Raw genomic sequence first — 16,592 nt, forward strand, 5'->3', positions numbered from 1 at the left:
TCGGTAAAACCCTACACCCCACACCCCACACCCCACACCCTGCCCCCACGAAAAACTTTTTGCCGCAAACCCTAATTAATTGTGTTTCAGCTAGTTTTAACGCTGTTTTCCTCTATTGTTTCGGGTTCTTCTTCTGGACAGTTCAGGGAAATTGCCGGTAAATCGTGGCGAAGGAAAGCATATTCGGTGACGATTTGATTACCGATTAGGTGTTCTTGGATAATTCTTTCGATCGCTTCCTTGTTGACCCTTCCATACCAGACTCCTTCCGGGTACACTAATAAAATCGGTCCTTGGCTACAAACCCGCAAACAGTTGGCTTTAGTGCGAAAAATACAGCCCGGACGGTTCGCGCTGGGGCGATCGAGTTGTAATTCACTTAACCGCTTCTTTAAATAATCCCACACTTCTAACCCTTCTTCCTTGTCACAGCATTTTGGCTTAGTCTGATCGCAGCAGAGAAATAGATGACGCTGGATCTGGGCCAGTCCCAACTTAGCCACATTTTCCCCCAAGATATCTCTGGTGTCCGCTTCTTCCATAAATTTTTTTTATCAACTAAACCCTTGACATTGAACAGAAAATGTGCATAGCCGACTAAAATTTCGGTTTGAGGATGTAACGATAGATGAGATAAACGATAGCGGCGAGGATTAAAGCGCTTAAAACTGCGCTAACTAGCCGTAAAATCGCCGTTAAAATCGAAAGAGCCACAAAAACCCCCGCCACTGCCACGACTACCTGTGCCGGTGTGGACAGGCTGCCGTACCAAGTTTTCACTTTTTCGAGGGTGGCAGCGAAACTAACCGGGGTATCAAGGGGGGAAAAATCGTCGGTTTCGATTTCCACTTCCACTTCCTCTGGGGTATATTTAGTATCGAACGGTTCGGGAGACTTCATAAATACTCAAGCTACTTAACACTTCATCCCTATTTTATCGGTGATTGGGGTTGATAGGGGTTGGGACGAAATTAATGTAACAATGAGTTTATCAATAGCTAGACGACTGGAATCTATGAGCCTATCGACTCCCACCGTTACCGCCATCAATTATTCTGATGCTACCATCACTAGGGCCCAACGCGCCCTCTGTTGTTCTCCTTTCCGTGTCACCCTATTCGCCGCTATGCTGGAGCAAAGTGTATCACTTTTGAGCATTCCGGGTGCTGGGGGTTTAGAGAAAAGTTATACTTCCAGACTGCTGACGGAAGCAGCAGTGGAAAGCTATCTTCTCTGGTTGATTAAAGTGGGAATTTTGCGACGCGAAGTAGATGGACAGGGGATAACCGATAGTTTTCGTCTCACTCCTTTGGGGAGGAAATTAATAGAAAAATGGCAACCCCAAGGGGACTTTTTCCCTCAACCCACTTTCTGGCAAAGATTTTTAAATACTCTGCAACGTTGGTTTTCTTTTTAATGCTGTTGGGTGTCAGTTATCAGTTATCAGTTATCAGTTATCAGATGTGAGTTTTCAGTTATTAGCCTCTTGCATGAGTGCCTGTCCTTATAAATAGCATATACTCAACGGATTTAGTATCAACTGATTACTGTTTACCGATTACTGTTCACTGAAAATACTCAATAAAAAAACTAGATGAAAGCAATTATGGTAGTGGGGACAACCTCCCACGCGGGTAAATCTTTTTTAACTGCGGCTTTATGTCGTTTATTCAACCGGAAAGGTTGGCAGGTAACACCCTTTAAAGGTCAGAATATGGCTCTTAATGCCTATGTTACCGCCGGAGGGGAAGAAATGGGTCACGCTCAGGCGGTGCAAGCATGGGCCGCGGGGACAATTCCCCGGGTAGAAATGAACCCAATTTTATTAAAACCCCAGGGAAATATGACCTCTCAGGTGATTATTAAAGGTAAGGCTGTTGGTGTCACCACGGCAGCGGATTATTATCAGAATTATTTTGACCAAGGTTGGCAAGCAATTAAAGAATCTTTAGCCAAATTATCGGCAGAATTTGATCTAGTTGTCTGTGAAGGTGCGGGAAGTCCGGCGGAAATAAATCTCAAACATCGGGATTTAACTAATATGCGGGTGGCTAAATATCTCGATGCCGCTACTATTTTAGTGGTGGATATTGATCGCGGGGGGGCTTTTGCTCACGTCGTCGGTACGTTAGAATTATTAGAACCGGAGGAAAGAGCTTTAATTAAAGGTATTGTGATCAATAAATTTCGCGGACAAAAATCTCTCTTAGATTCGGGGATTACTTGGCTAGAAGATTATACAAAAATTCCCGTGTTGGGAGTTCTTCCCTATAGTGATATCTTTTTAAGTGCCGAGGATTCTCTCAGTTTACTCGATCGCCCCGCCCAAAAACCCAAAGCTGAACTAAATATCAGTGTCATTCGTCTGCCTCATATCGCTAATTTTACGGATTTTGACCCTCTCTGTGGCGAAGCAACAGTTAATGTCCGTTATCTAGAATTACAGGAATCTTTAGGTGATCCTGATGGGGTAATTATCCCCGGTTCTAAAACCACTGTTGCTGATTTAATTGCTCTTAATCAAAGTGGTATGGCTAATCAATTACAAGCCTATCACCAAAGGGGAGGTATTATCTTTGGCATCTGTGGTGGTTTGCAAATGTTAGGGCGATTAATCCTGGATCCTGACCATCGAGAAGGTCCCGAAAGTGAGGCAACTGGCTTAAATTTACTGCCCTTAAAAACGGTAATTACTGCCGAAAAAATTACCCGTCAACGACAAGTTTTATCTAATTTTCCCCAGGGGGGTTTACCAGTAACAGGATACGAAATTCACCAGGGAATAAGCCAATGGGAAAGTGAATCAGGTTATCAAAAAATGTTCGAGGAAGATGCTAGTCTAGGAATTGTCAATGATTCTCTCTCAATTTGGGGCTGTTATTTACATGGTATCTTTGATAATGGTTCTTGGCGAAGAACTTGGCTAAATCATCTACGTCAGCGTCGCGGTTTATTATCTTTGCCTACGGGAATTGCTAACTATAGTGAACAAAGAGAAATAACCCTAGATAATATGGCTAATTTATTGGAAGAACATTTAAATCTTAAACCTATTTTTGCTCATTTGTAAGGAGAAATTATGACTATTTCAGTGCGTTTTTTACCCGATGATATTATCATAGAAGCGGAAACGGGAGAACTATTATTAGATGTAGCCAAAAAAGCAGGAATTGACATTCCTACTGGCTGTTTAATGGGTTCCTGTCACGCCTGTGAAGTAGAATTAGATGATGGTACTCAAATTTGTAGTTGTATTACTGGTATCCCGGGCGATCGAGATTCTTTAACCGTTCATTTATACTCCGATCCGCTCTGGTAGTTGCTCCCTTAGATCTAGTCAAACTTGGGAACAATCCAAGCCGCTATAATAGCCAATAAAACAACAATTTCTAAGACTTTATATAAGTTAAGAGATTGTAGCCACTGAAAACTATTAGCTAGACGCAAACTTAACCCCCATTGACGTAATTGAGATAACCATAATTTCGGACTATCTTGTTCACGAAAACCCCATTTAAGGATAGACAATAACAGGGGAACTCCTCCCACTTTAGCAGTCATGAGCAGGTGCAGGATCAGACATACTGCCATAATTAACCAACTGAGCAAATGGGCATAATACCAAAAGTGATTTAATTCCCCTTCCGGTAGCCATTTGGAATCCATCATCCGACCACTATACAAGGCAAAAGTTAGGGCAAAAAGAATCAAAGTATTGACTAAACGATGGAGACTGTACCACCAAATTGGCTTACCAAATTGGGTTAATTTGTTAAGAGAATCACTTTGAATTAATCTTTTGTTGCCGCGACGAAAAGCATAGATAGCAAAAACGGGAAAGATAATCAGAGTATAGAGGCCAAAAGTACCATGAATACTTTCAATTTCTTGATATTCTGGTAGGGGCAGTTTCAACCAACGACCGTCAAAAGTATCATAGGTCCAATAGGCCGTAACCATGGCGGCAATGAGGACAATTCCCGTTAATCCGTGCAGAATTCGCAGTAAAAGAGGTTGATAAGGTTGATTAGTTTTCATAAACTCGATCGATACAATAGGGTATATAAACTTGGCCAGATACTATGTTAACTAATCCTTGGCTCGTCGCTGTTCTTCTCAATACCATCCTCCTCGGAATCGCTGCAATTGCCCCAAAAAAGCTCTTAACTCGGATGGGTTATCTCCATGCTTGGGTTTTAGGGGTAATTGTCTGGGGAAGCTTGGGATGGCGCGGTTATCTGATTGTTTTATTCTATTTCCTCGTCGGTTCTACTGTCACCCGCATCGGTTTAGCGCGCAAGGAAGCGGAGGGAATCGCCGAAAAAAGAGCGGGGGTACGCGGTCCAGAAAATGTCTGGGGTTCCGCTTTAGCAGGGGCAATTTGCGCTATCCTCAGTCTTTTTGCCGCTTCTCCCTGGGATTACCTGTTAATACTCGCTTATGTGGCTAGTTTTAGCACTAAATTAGCCGATACTACTGCCAGTGAGGTGGGTAAAGCTTACGGTAAAACTACTTATCTAATCACTAATTTTAAATCCGTCCCCCGGGGAACAGAAGGTGCTGTTAGTTTGGAAGGAACGCTCGCCGGTTTGCTGGCAGCCACGGCTATTTCCCTGTTAGCATGGGGTATCGGTGCGATCGATCTTCTTGGTGTGTTATGGTGTGTAATTGCGGCATTTATCGCCACCAATATCGAAAGTCTCATCGGAGCTACCCTACAAACTCGCTTTCTGTGGTTAACTAATGAATTAGTCAATGTGATCAATACGGTTATCGGTGCGATCGTGGCTATAATGTTAAGCTTGCTCTGGTCTTTCCGCTAAAGTTAAGTGACTAAAAAAATTTTTCAGAGAATATCTATGCTAAAGTGGCGTTTTTGTGCATTGTCCCTCCTGTTACTGCTAATTACTGCCTGTGGGACGGAAAATCAACCGAATTCTAGTTCTAACACTGCAAATAGTCCCAGTGCTGACCGCTTGCAAACGGTGAAAAATCGCGGTAAGTTAATTTGTGGCATTAACGGAGAAGTGCCGGGGTTTAGCTTTGTTAATGAAAAAGGCGAATATTCGGGCTTAGATGTGCAAATTTGTCGAGCTATCGCGGCGGCTCTCTTTGATGATCCCGCCAAAGTCGAATATCGTAAACTTAGTCCCCAAGAGAGATTTACTGCTGTACAGACGGGAGAAGTGGATATTCTCAGTCGCAACACCACCTGGACGATTAACCGGGATACCGCTCTGGGGATGGAGTTTATCACCCCGGTTTTCTATGATGGTCAAGGAATTATGGCCACGAAAGCCAGTAATATTAAGAAATTAGAAGATTTAAGCGGAAAGTCCCTTTGTGTGCTATCGGGAACCACCACGGAACAAAATCTGGCCGATGCCATGGCAAAAGCGGGAGTTCAAGGTTATAAACCGATCGTTTCCGATGATGTGGAGGCTTTATATACAGCTTATCAGGCGGGGCGCTGTCAGGCCGTCACCTCCGATCGCTCCCAATTGGTGGCCCGGCGCTCGGTTTTTCCCCGACCGCAGGATCATCAATTATTAGAAGTGGTAATATCGAAGGAACCCTTGGCCCCGGCCGTGGCCGATGGTGATCCCGCTTGGTCGAATGCCGTCCGCTCGATCGTTTTTAGTTTAATTCAAGGGGAAGAATTCGGGATTAACTCCCAAAATATTGCCACTTTTGCCGATAGTAAAGACCCCAGTATTCGGCGCTTTTTGGGTATTGATGAGAAATTAGGCGAAGATATGGGTTTACCCAATGATTTTGCCCAAAGAGTCTTAAAACAGGTGGGTAATTACGGTGAAATTTATGATCGTGAAATCGGTAAACCCCTGCAACTCGATCGAGGTTTAAATAATCTTTGGATAAAGGGCGGTTTATTGTATTCTCCTCCTTTTCGTTAATTTTAAGATTGTGTTTTCTGGCGGGGAATATAGACCCCTATGGCTGCTGGAATAACCCGAAATATGGCGGGAGTAGTGCTAGTAATTTCGCCATCGGTGTTGATACTATGGGGTTTACGAGTCTCAATTTGAATTTCTTTACCGTTAAGAGTTCTCACCCAAGATAATAAACCCTGTTGTCCTCGCGGCAATGTCCACAAAAGCGGGAAAATTTGCCACCAGTGTTCAATTTCTAGGCTATATAAATCTAACCTTTGATCGTCGATTTGGGCATCGTAAGCGATCGGCATTCCTCCCCCATAATAACGACCATTTCCGATCGCTATTTGTAGGGTTTTAACTTTGATATTTTCTCCATCAATACCGATCATAGCGGTAAAAGGACGGGTTTTACTTAATACCTGTAGGGCTGTCCAAGCATAGGCCAAAATTCCCAAACGTCGCTTTAAACCCTTGCTCAGTTTCTGGGTAATTTTCACACTTAATCCTAAACTAGCCACGTTGAAAAAGTATTTATTATTTACCCAACCTAGATCGATATATTTTAAATTACCTTCGGCAATAATTCGACAGGCTTCGGCAATAGAATTCGGTATCCCTAAAGTCCGGGCCAAATCATTAGCGGTTCCCAGAGGTATAATACCTAGGGGCAGTTGAGTTTCTACCAACACATCCGCCATAGCATTAAGAGTCCCATCGCCACCGCCGACGATAACTAAATCAATACTAGAGCGATATTTTTCCAGCAAAAAAGGTATATCTTCTACCTTTTTCAAAGGGACGCTGATAATTTCAAAATCCCAATGATTGAGCAGATCAACAGTTTGAGCAAAGTTTTCTTTACCCTTGCGCGAGTGACGATTGATTAGTAGTAAAGCTCTTTTAGTCATAGGTAAGTTTCTCAGTAGCATCAATATCTGAAGATAAACCAAGTTGGATAAGGCTTTTAGACTTTTTTCTCCTCAAAAAGTGTGGCTCTCTTATTCTTTGTGTGATCTCGCGTAGCGAGCGCGTTGCGACCAGTTTAACTTACTATAGAAGCGATCAATCTTTGTGTCCTCTGTGTTTCTGTGGTTCCTTCCACTCGCTCGCCAGCAGGACTGTATCTTAGAATACATTTTACCCACCAAACCTAAGAGAGCCAATGGAGGCGGCTCTAAATACTGGGACAAGAAATATAATGGTACTGGAAACACGTCGGTAAATTATGCTCCTCTCAGTGGAGGAGTTGGAGATCTAACTGATGGCATAATTCCTACACAAAACTGGAATGATGTAGAAGTTGCAGACGGTACAGGACCTTATGTTGGTTAGGAAAACCGGAATCCTGTCATTACTTTTAACTTTGCTGGCACAGTAAATATAAACGCAGTTACTGTATATGTGGATGACGCAAATGGTTTTGGTGCTGTTTCCGTACCGCAAAGTATATTATTAAGTATGGGTGGCTCTAATTATAATTCGGGGTCTCTTACTGATCCTCCTACTGCAGCGCCAACATCCTATACTTTTTCAGGATTAAATTTTAGTGGTAGTTCCCTACAACTTACTCTAAATCGGCGCACTGCCTGGGTCTTTGCCAGCGAAGTTACTTTTGATGGCGAACTTTTGGGTGTCCAACCAGTTCCCGAACCCACCTCAACCCTCAGCCTCCTCGCTCTCGGCACTCTCGGTGCAGCTTCAACCCTGAAACGCAAACTAAAACCCTCCCAATCCACCGAAAAAGAAACCACAAAAGTCGGCTAAATTGTTTCTAAAATACCATAAATTCCCCTTTATTTAGTCAATTGAGTAGGGGCATTTATATCATATTTTTATGTTATCTTGAGGGTATTTATACCGCTTTGCGGAAGGCAAAAGTCTTATACCACAAGCTTTTCATGTTCCTAATTTTTACAATCCAAATCAATCATTAATGCTACCAGTATAAAATAATTAAAAAATAAGTCCACATCCCTATAACTTTGACAACTTTACTCTTCTGGAATAAACTGATAAACCAAACGATGCTGACAGAACAAATTAAACCTTTAGCCAAGCAAAAATATCCACTGCTGATATTGACCAACGTTCTAAACCTTTAATCACTGCTAAAGGCTCATTATTTCCTTCAGTTGCAATATGTACTTTCGGTAATCCTGTTTGAAAAACGGTGACTGACTTTGCTGAAGGATCAATCAACCAACCTAATTCTGTTCCTTGTTGTAAACAGAAAATAATCTTTTCCATCCCTAAGGTAACAGATTGTTCAGGAGACATAATTTCAATAATCCTATCGGGATAACGTAAAAATTGATCGGCCATTTCTTCATCTAGATCTCTTGGCAAATTCTCCCAACGAATCACCGCAATATCTGGCACAATTGAACGTTCTGCAAAAGTACAACGCAATTCAGGTAGAGCATAAGCTAATTTTTGAGGTTTAGTCTGTTGATTAATGGCAGAGGCTAACTCAAATTGTAAGATGCTGTGTTTTCCTTTGGGCATAGGTTTTTGAGTGACAATTCCATGATAATATTCCCTAGCAGGCTTAGTTTCTGGAAGGGCAAGAAATACTTCGAGGGAAAGAGCTTGTTTATCTTCTATTGTGGCAAACATTAATTGATTTCTCCGCTCTTGAGTTGTTTTCTATTATAAGCTCCTGACTCCTTACTCTCAGGACAATTTTTGATTTTTGCCATAAGTCCAATCTAAAAATACGGGTTTTTCTTTAAGCTCTAGCACGAAAAATTTGATTAGGGGACTTCCAAAAAATAAACTATTCATTCTCAAGAATAATAATCATTCTCGGAGTGTGGGAGGTAGGGATCGATGGTTGCCCCCTCCTTCCAATTTTGTAGTAGAATTAATCCTGTACATTATTAATCAAGTTTTTCTTTTTAAGAATATATGGAATTAACTGATTCCCTCAAGAAATTGCTCAGTGAAACTGCACTTCAATTAAAAGGTGCAGCTAAAAGAAGATTCATGGCGCAAACAGTCTTAGAATTAGGCTATGGGGGACAAACCCTTGCTGCACAGGAGTTAGGCTGGAATCGAACTACTATTCGTAAAGGAATTAAAGAACTAAAAAGAGGCATTATTTGTGTTGATAATCATTCAGCTAAGGGGCGGAAAAAAGCAGAAGAACATTTACCTTTTCTATTGGAAAACATCAAAAATTTAGTGGATTCTCAAAGCCAAACTGACCCAAGTTTTAAAAGCCAAAGGCTTTATGTGAGACTGAGTGCGGCCGAAGTCCGAAAGCAATTAATCTCTAAATATGGGTACAGTGATGAGGATTTACCGAGCGAGGAAACTATTCGGGTTAAATTAAATAACTTAGGTTATCGTCTGAAAAGAGTCGCTAAAGTTTTACCTCAAAAAAAATTCCAGAAACCGAGGCAATCTTTGAGGAATTAGCTAACATTAATCGGGAAGCGGATGAAGACCCTACGATGTTACGTCTTAGTTTAGATGCCAAAGCCCGTGTTAATATTGGACTGTTTGATCGAGGAGGTAAAAATAGAATAACTGTCGAAACAAACGATCATGATTTTAATCCGAAAACAACCCTAACCCCTTACGGAATATTTATTCCAGAATTTGATGAGTTGTTTTTGTATTTCACTACCTCCACAGTCACCAGTGACTTTATTGTTGATATATTAGAGGATTTCTGGGAATCTGAAAAATCTCGTTTTGAGAAAATTAAAACTTTGATAATTAATCAAGATAATGGATCAGAAAATAATTCGAGACGAACTCAGTTTATGAAACGTATAGTTGAGTTTTCCCAAAAATATCAAGTTAATATACGTTTAGCTTACTATCCCCCCTACCATAGTAAATATAATCCTATTGAACGAACCTGGGCTGTGTTAGAAAACCATTGGAATGGGAGTATTTTAGATGAAATCGAAACAGCTTTGAAATTCGCCCAAACTATGACTTGGAAAGGAAAACACCCGATTGTTAAGTTGATTACTGAAACTTACGAAAAAGGAGTAAAGCTTACTAAAAAAGCCATGGAAAAAATCGAAGAAAAAATCGAACGTCTCACAGAATCAACGAATCAAGACTTTCCCGATTTGGGGCAATGGTTTATTGATATTTATTATGATAAGACCTAGTTTGTAGTTAACTAAGATGGTTAGCTAAAAACTGTATTTGATTCTTTAACTTGTCCTTGTTATACTCGAAAAAGCTCGGAAGTATAAAAGTTTATGCTGCTATTTTTTTTTCGGAAAAATAGGTTGTAATGGGAGACTCTTTGTTTTCCTAGACAAAAATAATTACTTTTTCAAAAAAACACTTTTCTATTTTTTTGTTGGGTATTTTATTCTCTGGAAGTCCCTAGCCGTGAGGTTTAACTCTGGAAAAACCCCTGAAATAAGACGTTGATCCTGTTTAAATAAATTACCTTGATATTCTCCATCGATTAATTGATAGATAGAAATGGTGGGTTCTTTGGGGCTGCCGATATATCGGGCCGAACCTTTGGCTAAATAATCGATAATCCAATATTCGGCAATTCCTAATTGTTCGTAGTCGTCGAATTTTTTCAGATAATCATCTCGCCAATTGGAACTGACAATTTCAATAATTAATTTAGCTGATGTTGCCAAAGAAATTGAGGAAGCGGTTTCCCAATAGGGATCATTAACTAGATTTTCTCTGTCTAAGACAATAATATCGGGTAGATAACCCGTATGGGGGCGAAGGGGTTTTACTGCCGCAGTATTGGGGATAAAATAGGGTAATTGCTGCCGATTTATCTCTAAGAATAGGGTTCCAGAAACAAATCCGCCAATTTCTTCGTGTTTTCCGATCGGTCGCATCATAGCCAATAATTTTCCTGCGATTAATTCGTATTGTTGTCCATCATCGGGATATTGATTAATATAGTCATCAAAAGTCAACAATTGGGGGATAGTTTGGGTTGTGGTCATGGCAGTTAGGGGAATTAAGAGAGATGATTTTTCTAGATTCTAACTCGATTAACGACGTTGCCACCAAGTCAATCCAGCTAGGGTAAATCCTACTAAAGGCATTACTACCATCGCTATCCAAAAAATAGCGTTAGCTTGCAGGGGATTTAAATTGATTCTTCTATTTTCTGGTTCCTTAGCTCGGATAGATAAGGTGGCTGTTTCACCACTGGCTAACCACTGCACAGAATTTAAAAATATATCTCCGTTTAACTGTTGTTCAAACAGTCCATCGCTGGCAAAGCTGGCATTACCAATCACGATTAATTTACCTTTTTTTCCAGCCAGAGCAACTCCTAGATCAAAGGGGCCAGCTAAATCTTTTTCAGGGTTAAACTGGAGATTCTGATCATTTAAATCACTCTCAGCCCACATTTTATCATTAGTAATCATTAAAGATACGGCTTCAATTCCTTCGATGGGAACGGTAGCGATGGGACGAGCAAAGGGAAAGATAGAAATACCGTTAGCAAAATCCTGGGTAATGGGATGATTACCGTAATTGGTAATAATGGGACTAGCCGGACCTAAACCGATGATTTCCCCAGCACCGGAAGCATCAATAATAATCCGATTATCTAGTTTCACACCCCAAGAGGTTAATAAGGGTTCTAATCCGGTTTCGGTTTGGGGGTCAATCATTAATAAAATTTTGCCCCCTTGCTCAAGATAGTTTTTTAACGCGGTGACTTCCTGGGGAAATATTTTTCTTTTGGGACTGGCAATAATAATGACATCGGCATTATTGGGAATGGTGGAACGTTCCACTAGATTAAGTGGTTTTACTTGATAACCTTTTGCTTCTAAACTATTGACTGTTTGCACTAATCCACCTTGAGGCTCTTTGATGGCATTTTCTCCATGACCTTGCAGAAAGTAAGCGGTTAAAGTGCGATCGGTTTTAGCGGTTTCGATGGCGTTACTCAGTTTCGCTTCCGTGAGACTTTCCTCTTCACTAATAGTTTTCAGAGGCTGTTTTTTGTCACCATACTGTAGATAGACTCTGGACAAATTATCATCGGCTAGTTTTTTGAATTCTTGAGCGATATTGGGTTTTTTCTCCGGGTTAACTATCTCGTACTGAAATTGGGGATTTTTGCGTTGATAATTGGCTAAAAGTTCCTGTTCGTTGCCACTGATTCCCCGGGTTGAAAAAATCCAGACTTTGATTGGTTTTGACAGATTGGTTAATAGTCTTTCGGTTTGGGGGGATAAACTAAAGATTTGGTTTTCGGTTAAATCAACTCGATAGGGATAACGGAGGGCGAGAAAGTTAATTAAACCGATAACACCGAGGACAATAATAGTAGTAATGAGGGTTTGAGTGCCAGTGCGGGTACTTCTTTTTTGCCAAAAGTCTTTGGAAGTGATTACTAATAACAACAGCCACCCTAGAAACAGAATAGCCCCGGCAATTAATAACCCCAGAGAGAGGGATGACCATTGACCGGAGATTAACCCCACGGTTAAGCCGGCACTAGCCAGAAAGAGGGCGGGTATATAGAGAAATTTACCGTATTTTTGCCAGGATCTCATAGTTAGTTTCTTTGATAACGGTCCGCTTCGATCGCTTGAGTAGTTAGGAAGATTCCCAGCAGAATATAACTGAGGAGGATGACTAAACTACTACTGTCAAAAATTCCCCGCACGAAATTGTTAAAGGGTTGATACCAAGATAGATGGGAGAGCAATTCTTTCAAGAAAAATCCGATCTGTTCTCCCACTTCTCCTCCAATGCGATCTCGAAAGAAGGTTTCGGCATTGTTAGCAATTACATCCAGTATCCAGATAAATAAGATGGTGATAAAGGTGATGATGTAAGCAAGAATAGAACTATTGGTGAGGGAAGATATAAACATCCCGATGGCTAGGATGGCCGCTGCCAGTAAAATTAATCCTAGATGAGCTAGTAAAATACTGGCTATATTCACCGGGGGAACTGCGCTACTAAAAACTACTATTTCGTAAATCCAGAGGGGGGTAATCATCACGGTAAAAAAGGCCAGCACTCCCAATAATTTACCGATGGCTATACTCCAATTAGTCAGGGGGGAAGTGGCTAAAAGTTCTAGGGTTCCCTGTTTTTTTTCCTCTGCGTATAATCCCATAGACAGGGCCGGCAAAATTACCAACAATAAAGAGGATAAAATAATGCCGATGAAAGTGGTCAGAAATTCAGATACCGTATCTCTGGCTACCAGAAATCCCGATTGTTCCTGAATACCAATATCGAGAATAATGCCGTAGAGAAGGGAGTTAAAGAAAAATCCCGCTACTAACCAAAATATCCCCATAATGATATAGGCATTGGCGGCGGTAAAATAGCTTTGAAATTCCTTGCGAAAAATCGCCCAGATATTATTGATCATGCCTCTCCTCTTGGTGATTACTTTCCCCGCTGCCGATTACTTCCAGAAATATATCTTCTAGGGTTTTACGCGTGCGACGCATTTCTAATAGGTTATAACCATTGTTGACAACTATTCTAGCAAGTTCTGCCCCTAGGTTTGTCCCCGCTTGACCAACAATTTTGAGCAGGTTATCGCCGACTTTTGCTGCTTGTTCGACTTGGGGTATTTGTTGCAGGATTTCTAACAGGGAATCCCTATCACCTTCGATCTCAATTTCATAACTGGAACCAGCAGGGGTAGCGGTAGTAATATTATTGGCTACGATGCGACCCCGATTAATAATTGTCGCTCGATCGCAGGTAATACTCACTTCTGGTAAAATATGAGTGGAGAGAATAATTGTATGTTCTCCCGCTAAACTTTTAATTAGATTTCTCACCTCGATAATCTGTTTCGGATCCAATCCTACTGTCGGTTCATCTAAAATAATTACTGGTGGATCGTGTACAATCGCTTGGGCAATTCCCACACGCTGTTTATAACCCTTGGATAACTTGCGGATAATAACTTTTCTTTTTTCTAGTAACTGACATTTGCCTAACACTAAATCTACCCGCGCTTTTCTATCCCCCGATGAGATGCCTTTAATCCGTGCCACAAAATCAAGAAAACCTTCCACGGTCATCTCTGGATACAAGGGGGGATTTTCGGGAAGATAACCAATGCGACGACGCACTTCTAAGGATTGTTGATGCACATCGTATCCTGCTATCCTTGCTGTTCCTGTCGTGGCAGGAATATACCCAGATAAAATCCTCATAGTTGTGGTTTTTCCCGCTCCATTCGGTCCCAAGAAACCGAGTATTTCTCCTTTTTCTACGGTAAAATCCACGTCACTAATTGCCGTGGTCGAACCATAAATTTTACTCAGATGTTCCACTTCAATCATAAGCTTTATCAGTTATCAGTTATCAGTTATCAGTTATCAGTTATCAGTTACCAGATGTGAGTTTTCAGTCAATAGTGTTAAGTGACAAGTTCGGAGCTTTCTTTTAACTCGACGGAATCTAAAACCTAATTTGTTAAGCTAGAAGATTTTATGGACTTAGTTTCTAACCTTCTTTTTGGGTAGGAGAATTGCCAGATTCTTTCTTTTGCCTCTTGCCTCTTGCCTCTTGCCTCTTGCCTACTGCTCACTGATAACTGATTTTTCCCAGACTATGATCGCGATTAATTTCTACCACTATATCCGCTTGTTTGAGCAGGGGGGGCAGAAACAATTGCGGATGTAAACTTTTCCAAAAATACTTGACAAATTCCTCGATTTCTGATGGGGTCATACCTCCTTTTGTTTCGGCCGCCTGTCGCCATTGTAAACTGTAACGGTAGTCAAGGGGATAAAGAATCAGTAAGCGATCGATTTTTGACCAGAGGGGTAGATATTCTCGCAATCTTTGATTATTATCCCTGGCGAATTGTCGGTCTTCCTCGCTATTAATCGGATCGGGGGCATGATCAAAGACTGTTTCTTCTACTGGATTCATGCCCACAAACCAACCCTCGAAAAAAAGAACATCAACTCGTTCCACTTGTTCCGCTGCAATTCTATCTCCTTGTCCTCGATGCAGGGACTTGTCAAACCGCGGGATTAAAATCGGACTTTCTTGCTGACAAACCTGTTCTAAAACTTTAATTCCTAATGCTATATCATGAGTACCCGGTGGACCACGCCAGCGCAATCTTTCATCCTTTTGACGCAATTTTATTCGCTCATTATAGGTCTTATAAATATCATCTAAAGAGAGATTATTTACTTTTAAATCAAAATAGGCTAAAATAATCGACATTATGGATGTTACGGTGGTCTTTCCCGTGCCTTGGGGAGCCAAAATGCCTTGAATCAACGGTTTTGCGTGGCTGCGTAGCTCTAGCGCCCAGGGAATCCACAAGCGCCAACAGCTGATCAAAATCTGATTTGGCTGATTTATCCCTAACTCCTGACATTTTTGCCAGACTCGCGGCCAGAGAATCGTTAATAGTTCCGCCCTTTCCTGTAGGATGAGAGGGTTAGTCTGCTGAAAATTTAAGGATTCGATCGCTAGTAATTCTTCTAGATCCGCCTCAGTTAAGGGATTTTTGTCGATTAATCCCTGTAAAATCGTCAAAATCTTCATAGCTGTTATCAGAATTAGCAAAAAACTGTCCCTGTTATTCAGGAGTAATTATCTAGGGTTAGCCACCCATACTAGGAGATTAATCCCGCTCAAGATTTTTTTGAGAGTGTTTTTTAGGGTTATTTGCCCAAAAATGAAGGGTTTGCAGGCAGGCACGGATTTCTATCATATATGTAAGTATATGTCAAGTTCCGTTTTTGGTCAAGGGGTTTGGTCAAAAATCTCTAGCTTTGTCTCCAGTTTCTCAATCGGTTAGACTAAGAATTATTAACATTACTTAACAAAACACCAGATGAATACAGCTGCTCTGACAATCAGGCAAAATTGGCAATGGCAAGGAAATTCGATACACTATGTGCAAGCGGGTACTAGAGTTGCGGGAAAACCCCCTTTACTATTAGTCCACGGTTTTGGCGCTTCCACCGACCATTGGCGAAAAAATGTGCAAGGTTTGGTCTCAGAATGGGAAGTATGGGCGATCGATCTGTTAGGATTTGGTAGATCAGCTAAACCGGATCTTGTCTATAGTGGCAATCTTTGGCAGCAACAATTAAACGATTTTATCAAGGAAGTTGTGGGCCAACCGACGGTTTTAGCGGGTAATTCTCTGGGGGGTTACGCTTCTCTCTGTGTAGCTGCTAATCATTCCGAGAATGTTCGGGGATTAATTCTCCTCAATAGTGCTGGTCCCTTTAGCGATACAGAAAGCAATCGTCAGCCTAATTTAGCACAAAAACTACTGCGATCAGTCTTGCTGCAACCCTGGGCTAGTTATCTCTTATTTCTCTATACCCGTCAACCCAAAACTATCCGTAAAACCCTAGAGAAAGTATATCTCGATCGCAGTGCCATTACCGAGCAGTTAATAGAAGATATCCGTCGTCCTTCCCTGGATGCGGGAGCAGCCAAAGTTTTTGCTTCTGTGTTTAAATCTCCCCGGGGGGAAAATGTGGATATTCTCCTGCAAAAGTTAAGTTGTCCCCTGTTGATGTTATGGGGTGAGGGGGACCCTTGGATGAATACTAGGGAACGCGGGGCCAAATTCCGTCAATACTATCCTTCTCTCACAGAATATTATCTAACTGCCGGTCATTGTCCCCACGATGAAATTCCCACAGAGGTTAACCAGTTGATTAGTGATTGGATGAAAAGCTTATAGAACCGATTTGGTATCTTTTATAA

The 16,592-nt window shown here is 41.3% G+C and carries 17 protein-coding genes and 1 pseudogene; 8 read left to right on the forward strand and 10 right to left on the reverse strand.

The genetic code is table 11. From position 1 onward, the window contains the following. Nucleotides 1-86: 86 nt before the first annotated feature. Nucleotides 87-542: a (2Fe-2S) ferredoxin domain-containing protein gene (locus ACQY1Y_RS06430; RefSeq protein ID WP_036402182.1), complete on the reverse strand. Its 456-nt coding sequence runs from the start codon at nucleotides 540-542 to the stop codon at nucleotides 87-89. Between the two features lie 55 nt (nucleotides 543-597). Beyond that, nucleotides 598-900 carry a hypothetical protein gene (locus tag ACQY1Y_RS06435; protein ID WP_430014205.1) on the reverse strand — a complete coding sequence of 101 codons (303 nt, stop codon included), beginning with the start codon at nucleotides 898-900 and terminating at the stop codon, nucleotides 598-600. Between the two features lie 115 nt (nucleotides 901-1,015). Here ACQY1Y_RS06435 and ACQY1Y_RS06440 point away from each other — a divergent pair, with 115 nt between their 5' ends. The 3 genes from ACQY1Y_RS06440 (at nucleotide 1,016) to ACQY1Y_RS06450 (ending at nucleotide 3,319) form a co-directional block, all read left to right on the forward strand. Continuing rightward, nucleotides 1,016-1,417: an Npun_F0494 family protein gene (locus tag ACQY1Y_RS06440; protein WP_430014650.1), complete on the forward strand. Its 402-nt coding sequence runs from the start codon at nucleotides 1,016-1,018 to the stop codon at nucleotides 1,415-1,417. Nucleotides 1,418-1,594: 177 nt separating this feature from the next. Continuing rightward, complete coding sequence (gene cobQ, locus ACQY1Y_RS06445) at nucleotides 1,595-3,070, forward strand: cobyric acid synthase CobQ (RefSeq protein WP_430014206.1); 1,476 nt, start codon at nucleotides 1,595-1,597, stop codon at nucleotides 3,068-3,070. Nucleotides 3,071-3,079: 9 nt separating this feature from the next. After that, nucleotides 3,080-3,319, forward strand: coding sequence for a 2Fe-2S iron-sulfur cluster-binding protein (locus tag ACQY1Y_RS06450; RefSeq protein WP_002732958.1), 240 nt, complete (start codon nucleotides 3,080-3,082; stop codon nucleotides 3,317-3,319). 14 nt (nucleotides 3,320-3,333) lie between these two features. Here the strand turns inward: ACQY1Y_RS06450 and ACQY1Y_RS06455 are convergent, their stop codons facing one another. Beyond that, nucleotides 3,334-4,038, reverse strand: a complete 705-nt coding sequence (locus ACQY1Y_RS06455) for a cytochrome b/b6 domain-containing protein (RefSeq protein WP_430014207.1) — start codon at nucleotides 4,036-4,038, stop codon at nucleotides 3,334-3,336. A gap of 44 nt (nucleotides 4,039-4,082) precedes the next feature. On the opposite strand from ACQY1Y_RS06455, the gene ACQY1Y_RS06460 reads away from it, so the two are divergent. Then, nucleotides 4,083-4,823: a TIGR00297 family protein gene (locus tag ACQY1Y_RS06460; RefSeq protein ID WP_069475541.1), complete on the forward strand. Its 741-nt coding sequence runs from the start codon at nucleotides 4,083-4,085 to the stop codon at nucleotides 4,821-4,823. Between the two features lie 36 nt (nucleotides 4,824-4,859). Beyond that, nucleotides 4,860-5,915, forward strand: a complete 1,056-nt coding sequence (locus tag ACQY1Y_RS06465; RefSeq protein WP_430014208.1) for an amino acid ABC transporter substrate-binding protein — start codon at nucleotides 4,860-4,862, stop codon at nucleotides 5,913-5,915. 2 nt (nucleotides 5,916-5,917) lie between these two features. On the opposite strand, the gene ACQY1Y_RS06470 is transcribed toward ACQY1Y_RS06465, so the two are convergent. Beyond that, nucleotides 5,918-6,805, reverse strand: a complete 888-nt coding sequence (locus tag ACQY1Y_RS06470) for a lipid kinase (protein ID WP_002732954.1) — start codon at nucleotides 6,803-6,805, stop codon at nucleotides 5,918-5,920. 214 nt (nucleotides 6,806-7,019) lie between these two features. Between ACQY1Y_RS06470 and ACQY1Y_RS06475 the strand changes: the two are divergent. Continuing rightward, nucleotides 7,020-7,661, forward strand: a pseudogene (locus ACQY1Y_RS06475) (PEP-CTERM sorting domain-containing protein). 276 nt (nucleotides 7,662-7,937) lie between these two features. On the opposite strand, the gene ACQY1Y_RS06480 reads toward ACQY1Y_RS06475, so the two are convergent. Further along, nucleotides 7,938-8,513, reverse strand: coding sequence for a Uma2 family endonuclease (locus tag ACQY1Y_RS06480; protein ID WP_430014209.1), 576 nt, complete (start codon nucleotides 8,511-8,513; stop codon nucleotides 7,938-7,940). 291 nt (nucleotides 8,514-8,804) lie between these two features. Here ACQY1Y_RS06480 and ACQY1Y_RS06485 point away from each other — a divergent pair. Then, nucleotides 8,805-10,027 (forward strand): ISAzo13-like element ISMae28 family transposase gene (locus tag ACQY1Y_RS06485; RefSeq protein ID WP_420065268.1). Its coding sequence is split into 2 segments (ribosomal slippage): nucleotides 8,805-9,285 and nucleotides 9,285-10,027, totalling 1,224 coding nucleotides; the frame shifts between segments, so codons are not numbered across the junction. A 186-nt stretch (nucleotides 10,028-10,213) separates the two neighbouring features. On the opposite strand, the gene ACQY1Y_RS06490 is transcribed toward ACQY1Y_RS06485, so the two are convergent. From ACQY1Y_RS06490 to ACQY1Y_RS06510, 5 genes are all read right to left on the reverse strand, one after another. After that, entirely contained in the window at nucleotides 10,214-10,846 is a 633-nt protein-coding gene (locus ACQY1Y_RS06490) for a Uma2 family endonuclease (protein ID WP_430014210.1), read from the reverse strand. A gap of 48 nt (nucleotides 10,847-10,894) precedes the next feature. Beyond that, nucleotides 10,895-12,421 carry a GldG family protein gene (locus tag ACQY1Y_RS06495; protein WP_430014211.1) on the reverse strand — a complete coding sequence of 509 codons (1,527 nt, stop codon included), beginning with the start codon at nucleotides 12,419-12,421 and terminating at the stop codon, nucleotides 10,895-10,897. Nucleotides 12,422-12,423: 2 nt separating this feature from the next. Beyond that, nucleotides 12,424-13,254, reverse strand: coding sequence for an ABC transporter permease (locus ACQY1Y_RS06500; RefSeq protein ID WP_002775196.1), 831 nt, complete (start codon nucleotides 13,252-13,254; stop codon nucleotides 12,424-12,426). Further along, on the reverse strand, nucleotides 13,244-14,185 hold the full coding sequence (locus ACQY1Y_RS06505) for an ABC transporter ATP-binding protein (RefSeq protein ID WP_430014212.1): 942 nt from the start codon (nucleotides 14,183-14,185) through the stop codon (nucleotides 13,244-13,246). The genes ACQY1Y_RS06500 and ACQY1Y_RS06505 overlap by 11 nt, the downstream gene beginning before the upstream one ends. A 244-nt stretch (nucleotides 14,186-14,429) precedes the next feature. Beyond that, on the reverse strand, nucleotides 14,430-15,410 hold the full coding sequence (locus tag ACQY1Y_RS06510; RefSeq protein WP_430014213.1) for an ABC transporter ATP-binding protein: 981 nt from the start codon (nucleotides 15,408-15,410) through the stop codon (nucleotides 14,430-14,432). Between the two features lie 292 nt (nucleotides 15,411-15,702). On the opposite strand from ACQY1Y_RS06510, the gene ACQY1Y_RS06515 reads away from it, so the two are divergent. After that, complete coding sequence (locus ACQY1Y_RS06515; RefSeq protein WP_430014214.1) at nucleotides 15,703-16,569, forward strand: alpha/beta fold hydrolase; 867 nt, start codon at nucleotides 15,703-15,705, stop codon at nucleotides 16,567-16,569. The last annotated feature ends 23 nt before the right edge of the window (nucleotides 16,570-16,592 follow it).

The organism is Microcystis ichthyoblabe FBCC-A1114, from assembly GCF_050500245.1.
Classification (GTDB): Bacteria; Cyanobacteriota; Cyanobacteriia; order Cyanobacteriales; family Microcystaceae; genus Microcystis; species Microcystis ichthyoblabe_A.

Bases quoted from the DNA above. Each gene is read 5' to 3' on its own strand.
- ACQY1Y_RS06515 (WP_430014214.1), top strand. From the start codon at position 15,703: ATGAATACAGCTGCTCTGACAATCAGGCAAAATTGGCAATGGCAAGGA.
- ACQY1Y_RS06495 (WP_430014211.1), bottom strand. From the start codon at position 12,421: ATGAGATCCTGGCAAAAATACGGTAAATTTCTCTATATACCCGCCCTC.
- ACQY1Y_RS06490 (WP_430014210.1), bottom strand. From the start codon at position 10,846: ATGACCACAACCCAAACTATCCCCCAATTGTTGACTTTTGATGACTAT.
- ACQY1Y_RS06505 (WP_430014212.1), bottom strand. From the start codon at position 14,185: ATGATTGAAGTGGAACATCTGAGTAAAATTTATGGTTCGACCACGGCA.
- ACQY1Y_RS06480 (WP_430014209.1), bottom strand. From the start codon at position 8,513: ATGTTTGCCACAATAGAAGATAAACAAGCTCTTTCCCTCGAAGTATTT.
- ACQY1Y_RS06470 (WP_002732954.1), bottom strand. From the start codon at position 6,805: ATGACTAAAAGAGCTTTACTACTAATCAATCGTCACTCGCGCAAGGGT.
- ACQY1Y_RS06455 (WP_430014207.1), bottom strand. From the start codon at position 4,038: ATGAAAACTAATCAACCTTATCAACCTCTTTTACTGCGAATTCTGCAC.
- ACQY1Y_RS06450 (WP_002732958.1), top strand. From the start codon at position 3,080: ATGACTATTTCAGTGCGTTTTTTACCCGATGATATTATCATAGAAGCG.
- ACQY1Y_RS06460 (WP_069475541.1), top strand. From the start codon at position 4,083: ATGTTAACTAATCCTTGGCTCGTCGCTGTTCTTCTCAATACCATCCTC.
- ACQY1Y_RS06430 (WP_036402182.1), bottom strand. From the start codon at position 542: ATGGAAGAAGCGGACACCAGAGATATCTTGGGGGAAAATGTGGCTAAG.
- ACQY1Y_RS06500 (WP_002775196.1), bottom strand. From the start codon at position 13,254: ATGATCAATAATATCTGGGCGATTTTTCGCAAGGAATTTCAAAGCTAT.
- ACQY1Y_RS06510 (WP_430014213.1), bottom strand. From the start codon at position 15,410: ATGAAGATTTTGACGATTTTACAGGGATTAATCGACAAAAATCCCTTA.
- ACQY1Y_RS06435 (WP_430014205.1), bottom strand. From the start codon at position 900: ATGAAGTCTCCCGAACCGTTCGATACTAAATATACCCCAGAGGAAGTG.
- ACQY1Y_RS06440 (WP_430014650.1), top strand. From the start codon at position 1,016: ATGAGCCTATCGACTCCCACCGTTACCGCCATCAATTATTCTGATGCT.
- ACQY1Y_RS06465 (WP_430014208.1), top strand. From the start codon at position 4,860: ATGCTAAAGTGGCGTTTTTGTGCATTGTCCCTCCTGTTACTGCTAATT.
- cobQ (WP_430014206.1), top strand. From the start codon at position 1,595: ATGAAAGCAATTATGGTAGTGGGGACAACCTCCCACGCGGGTAAATCT.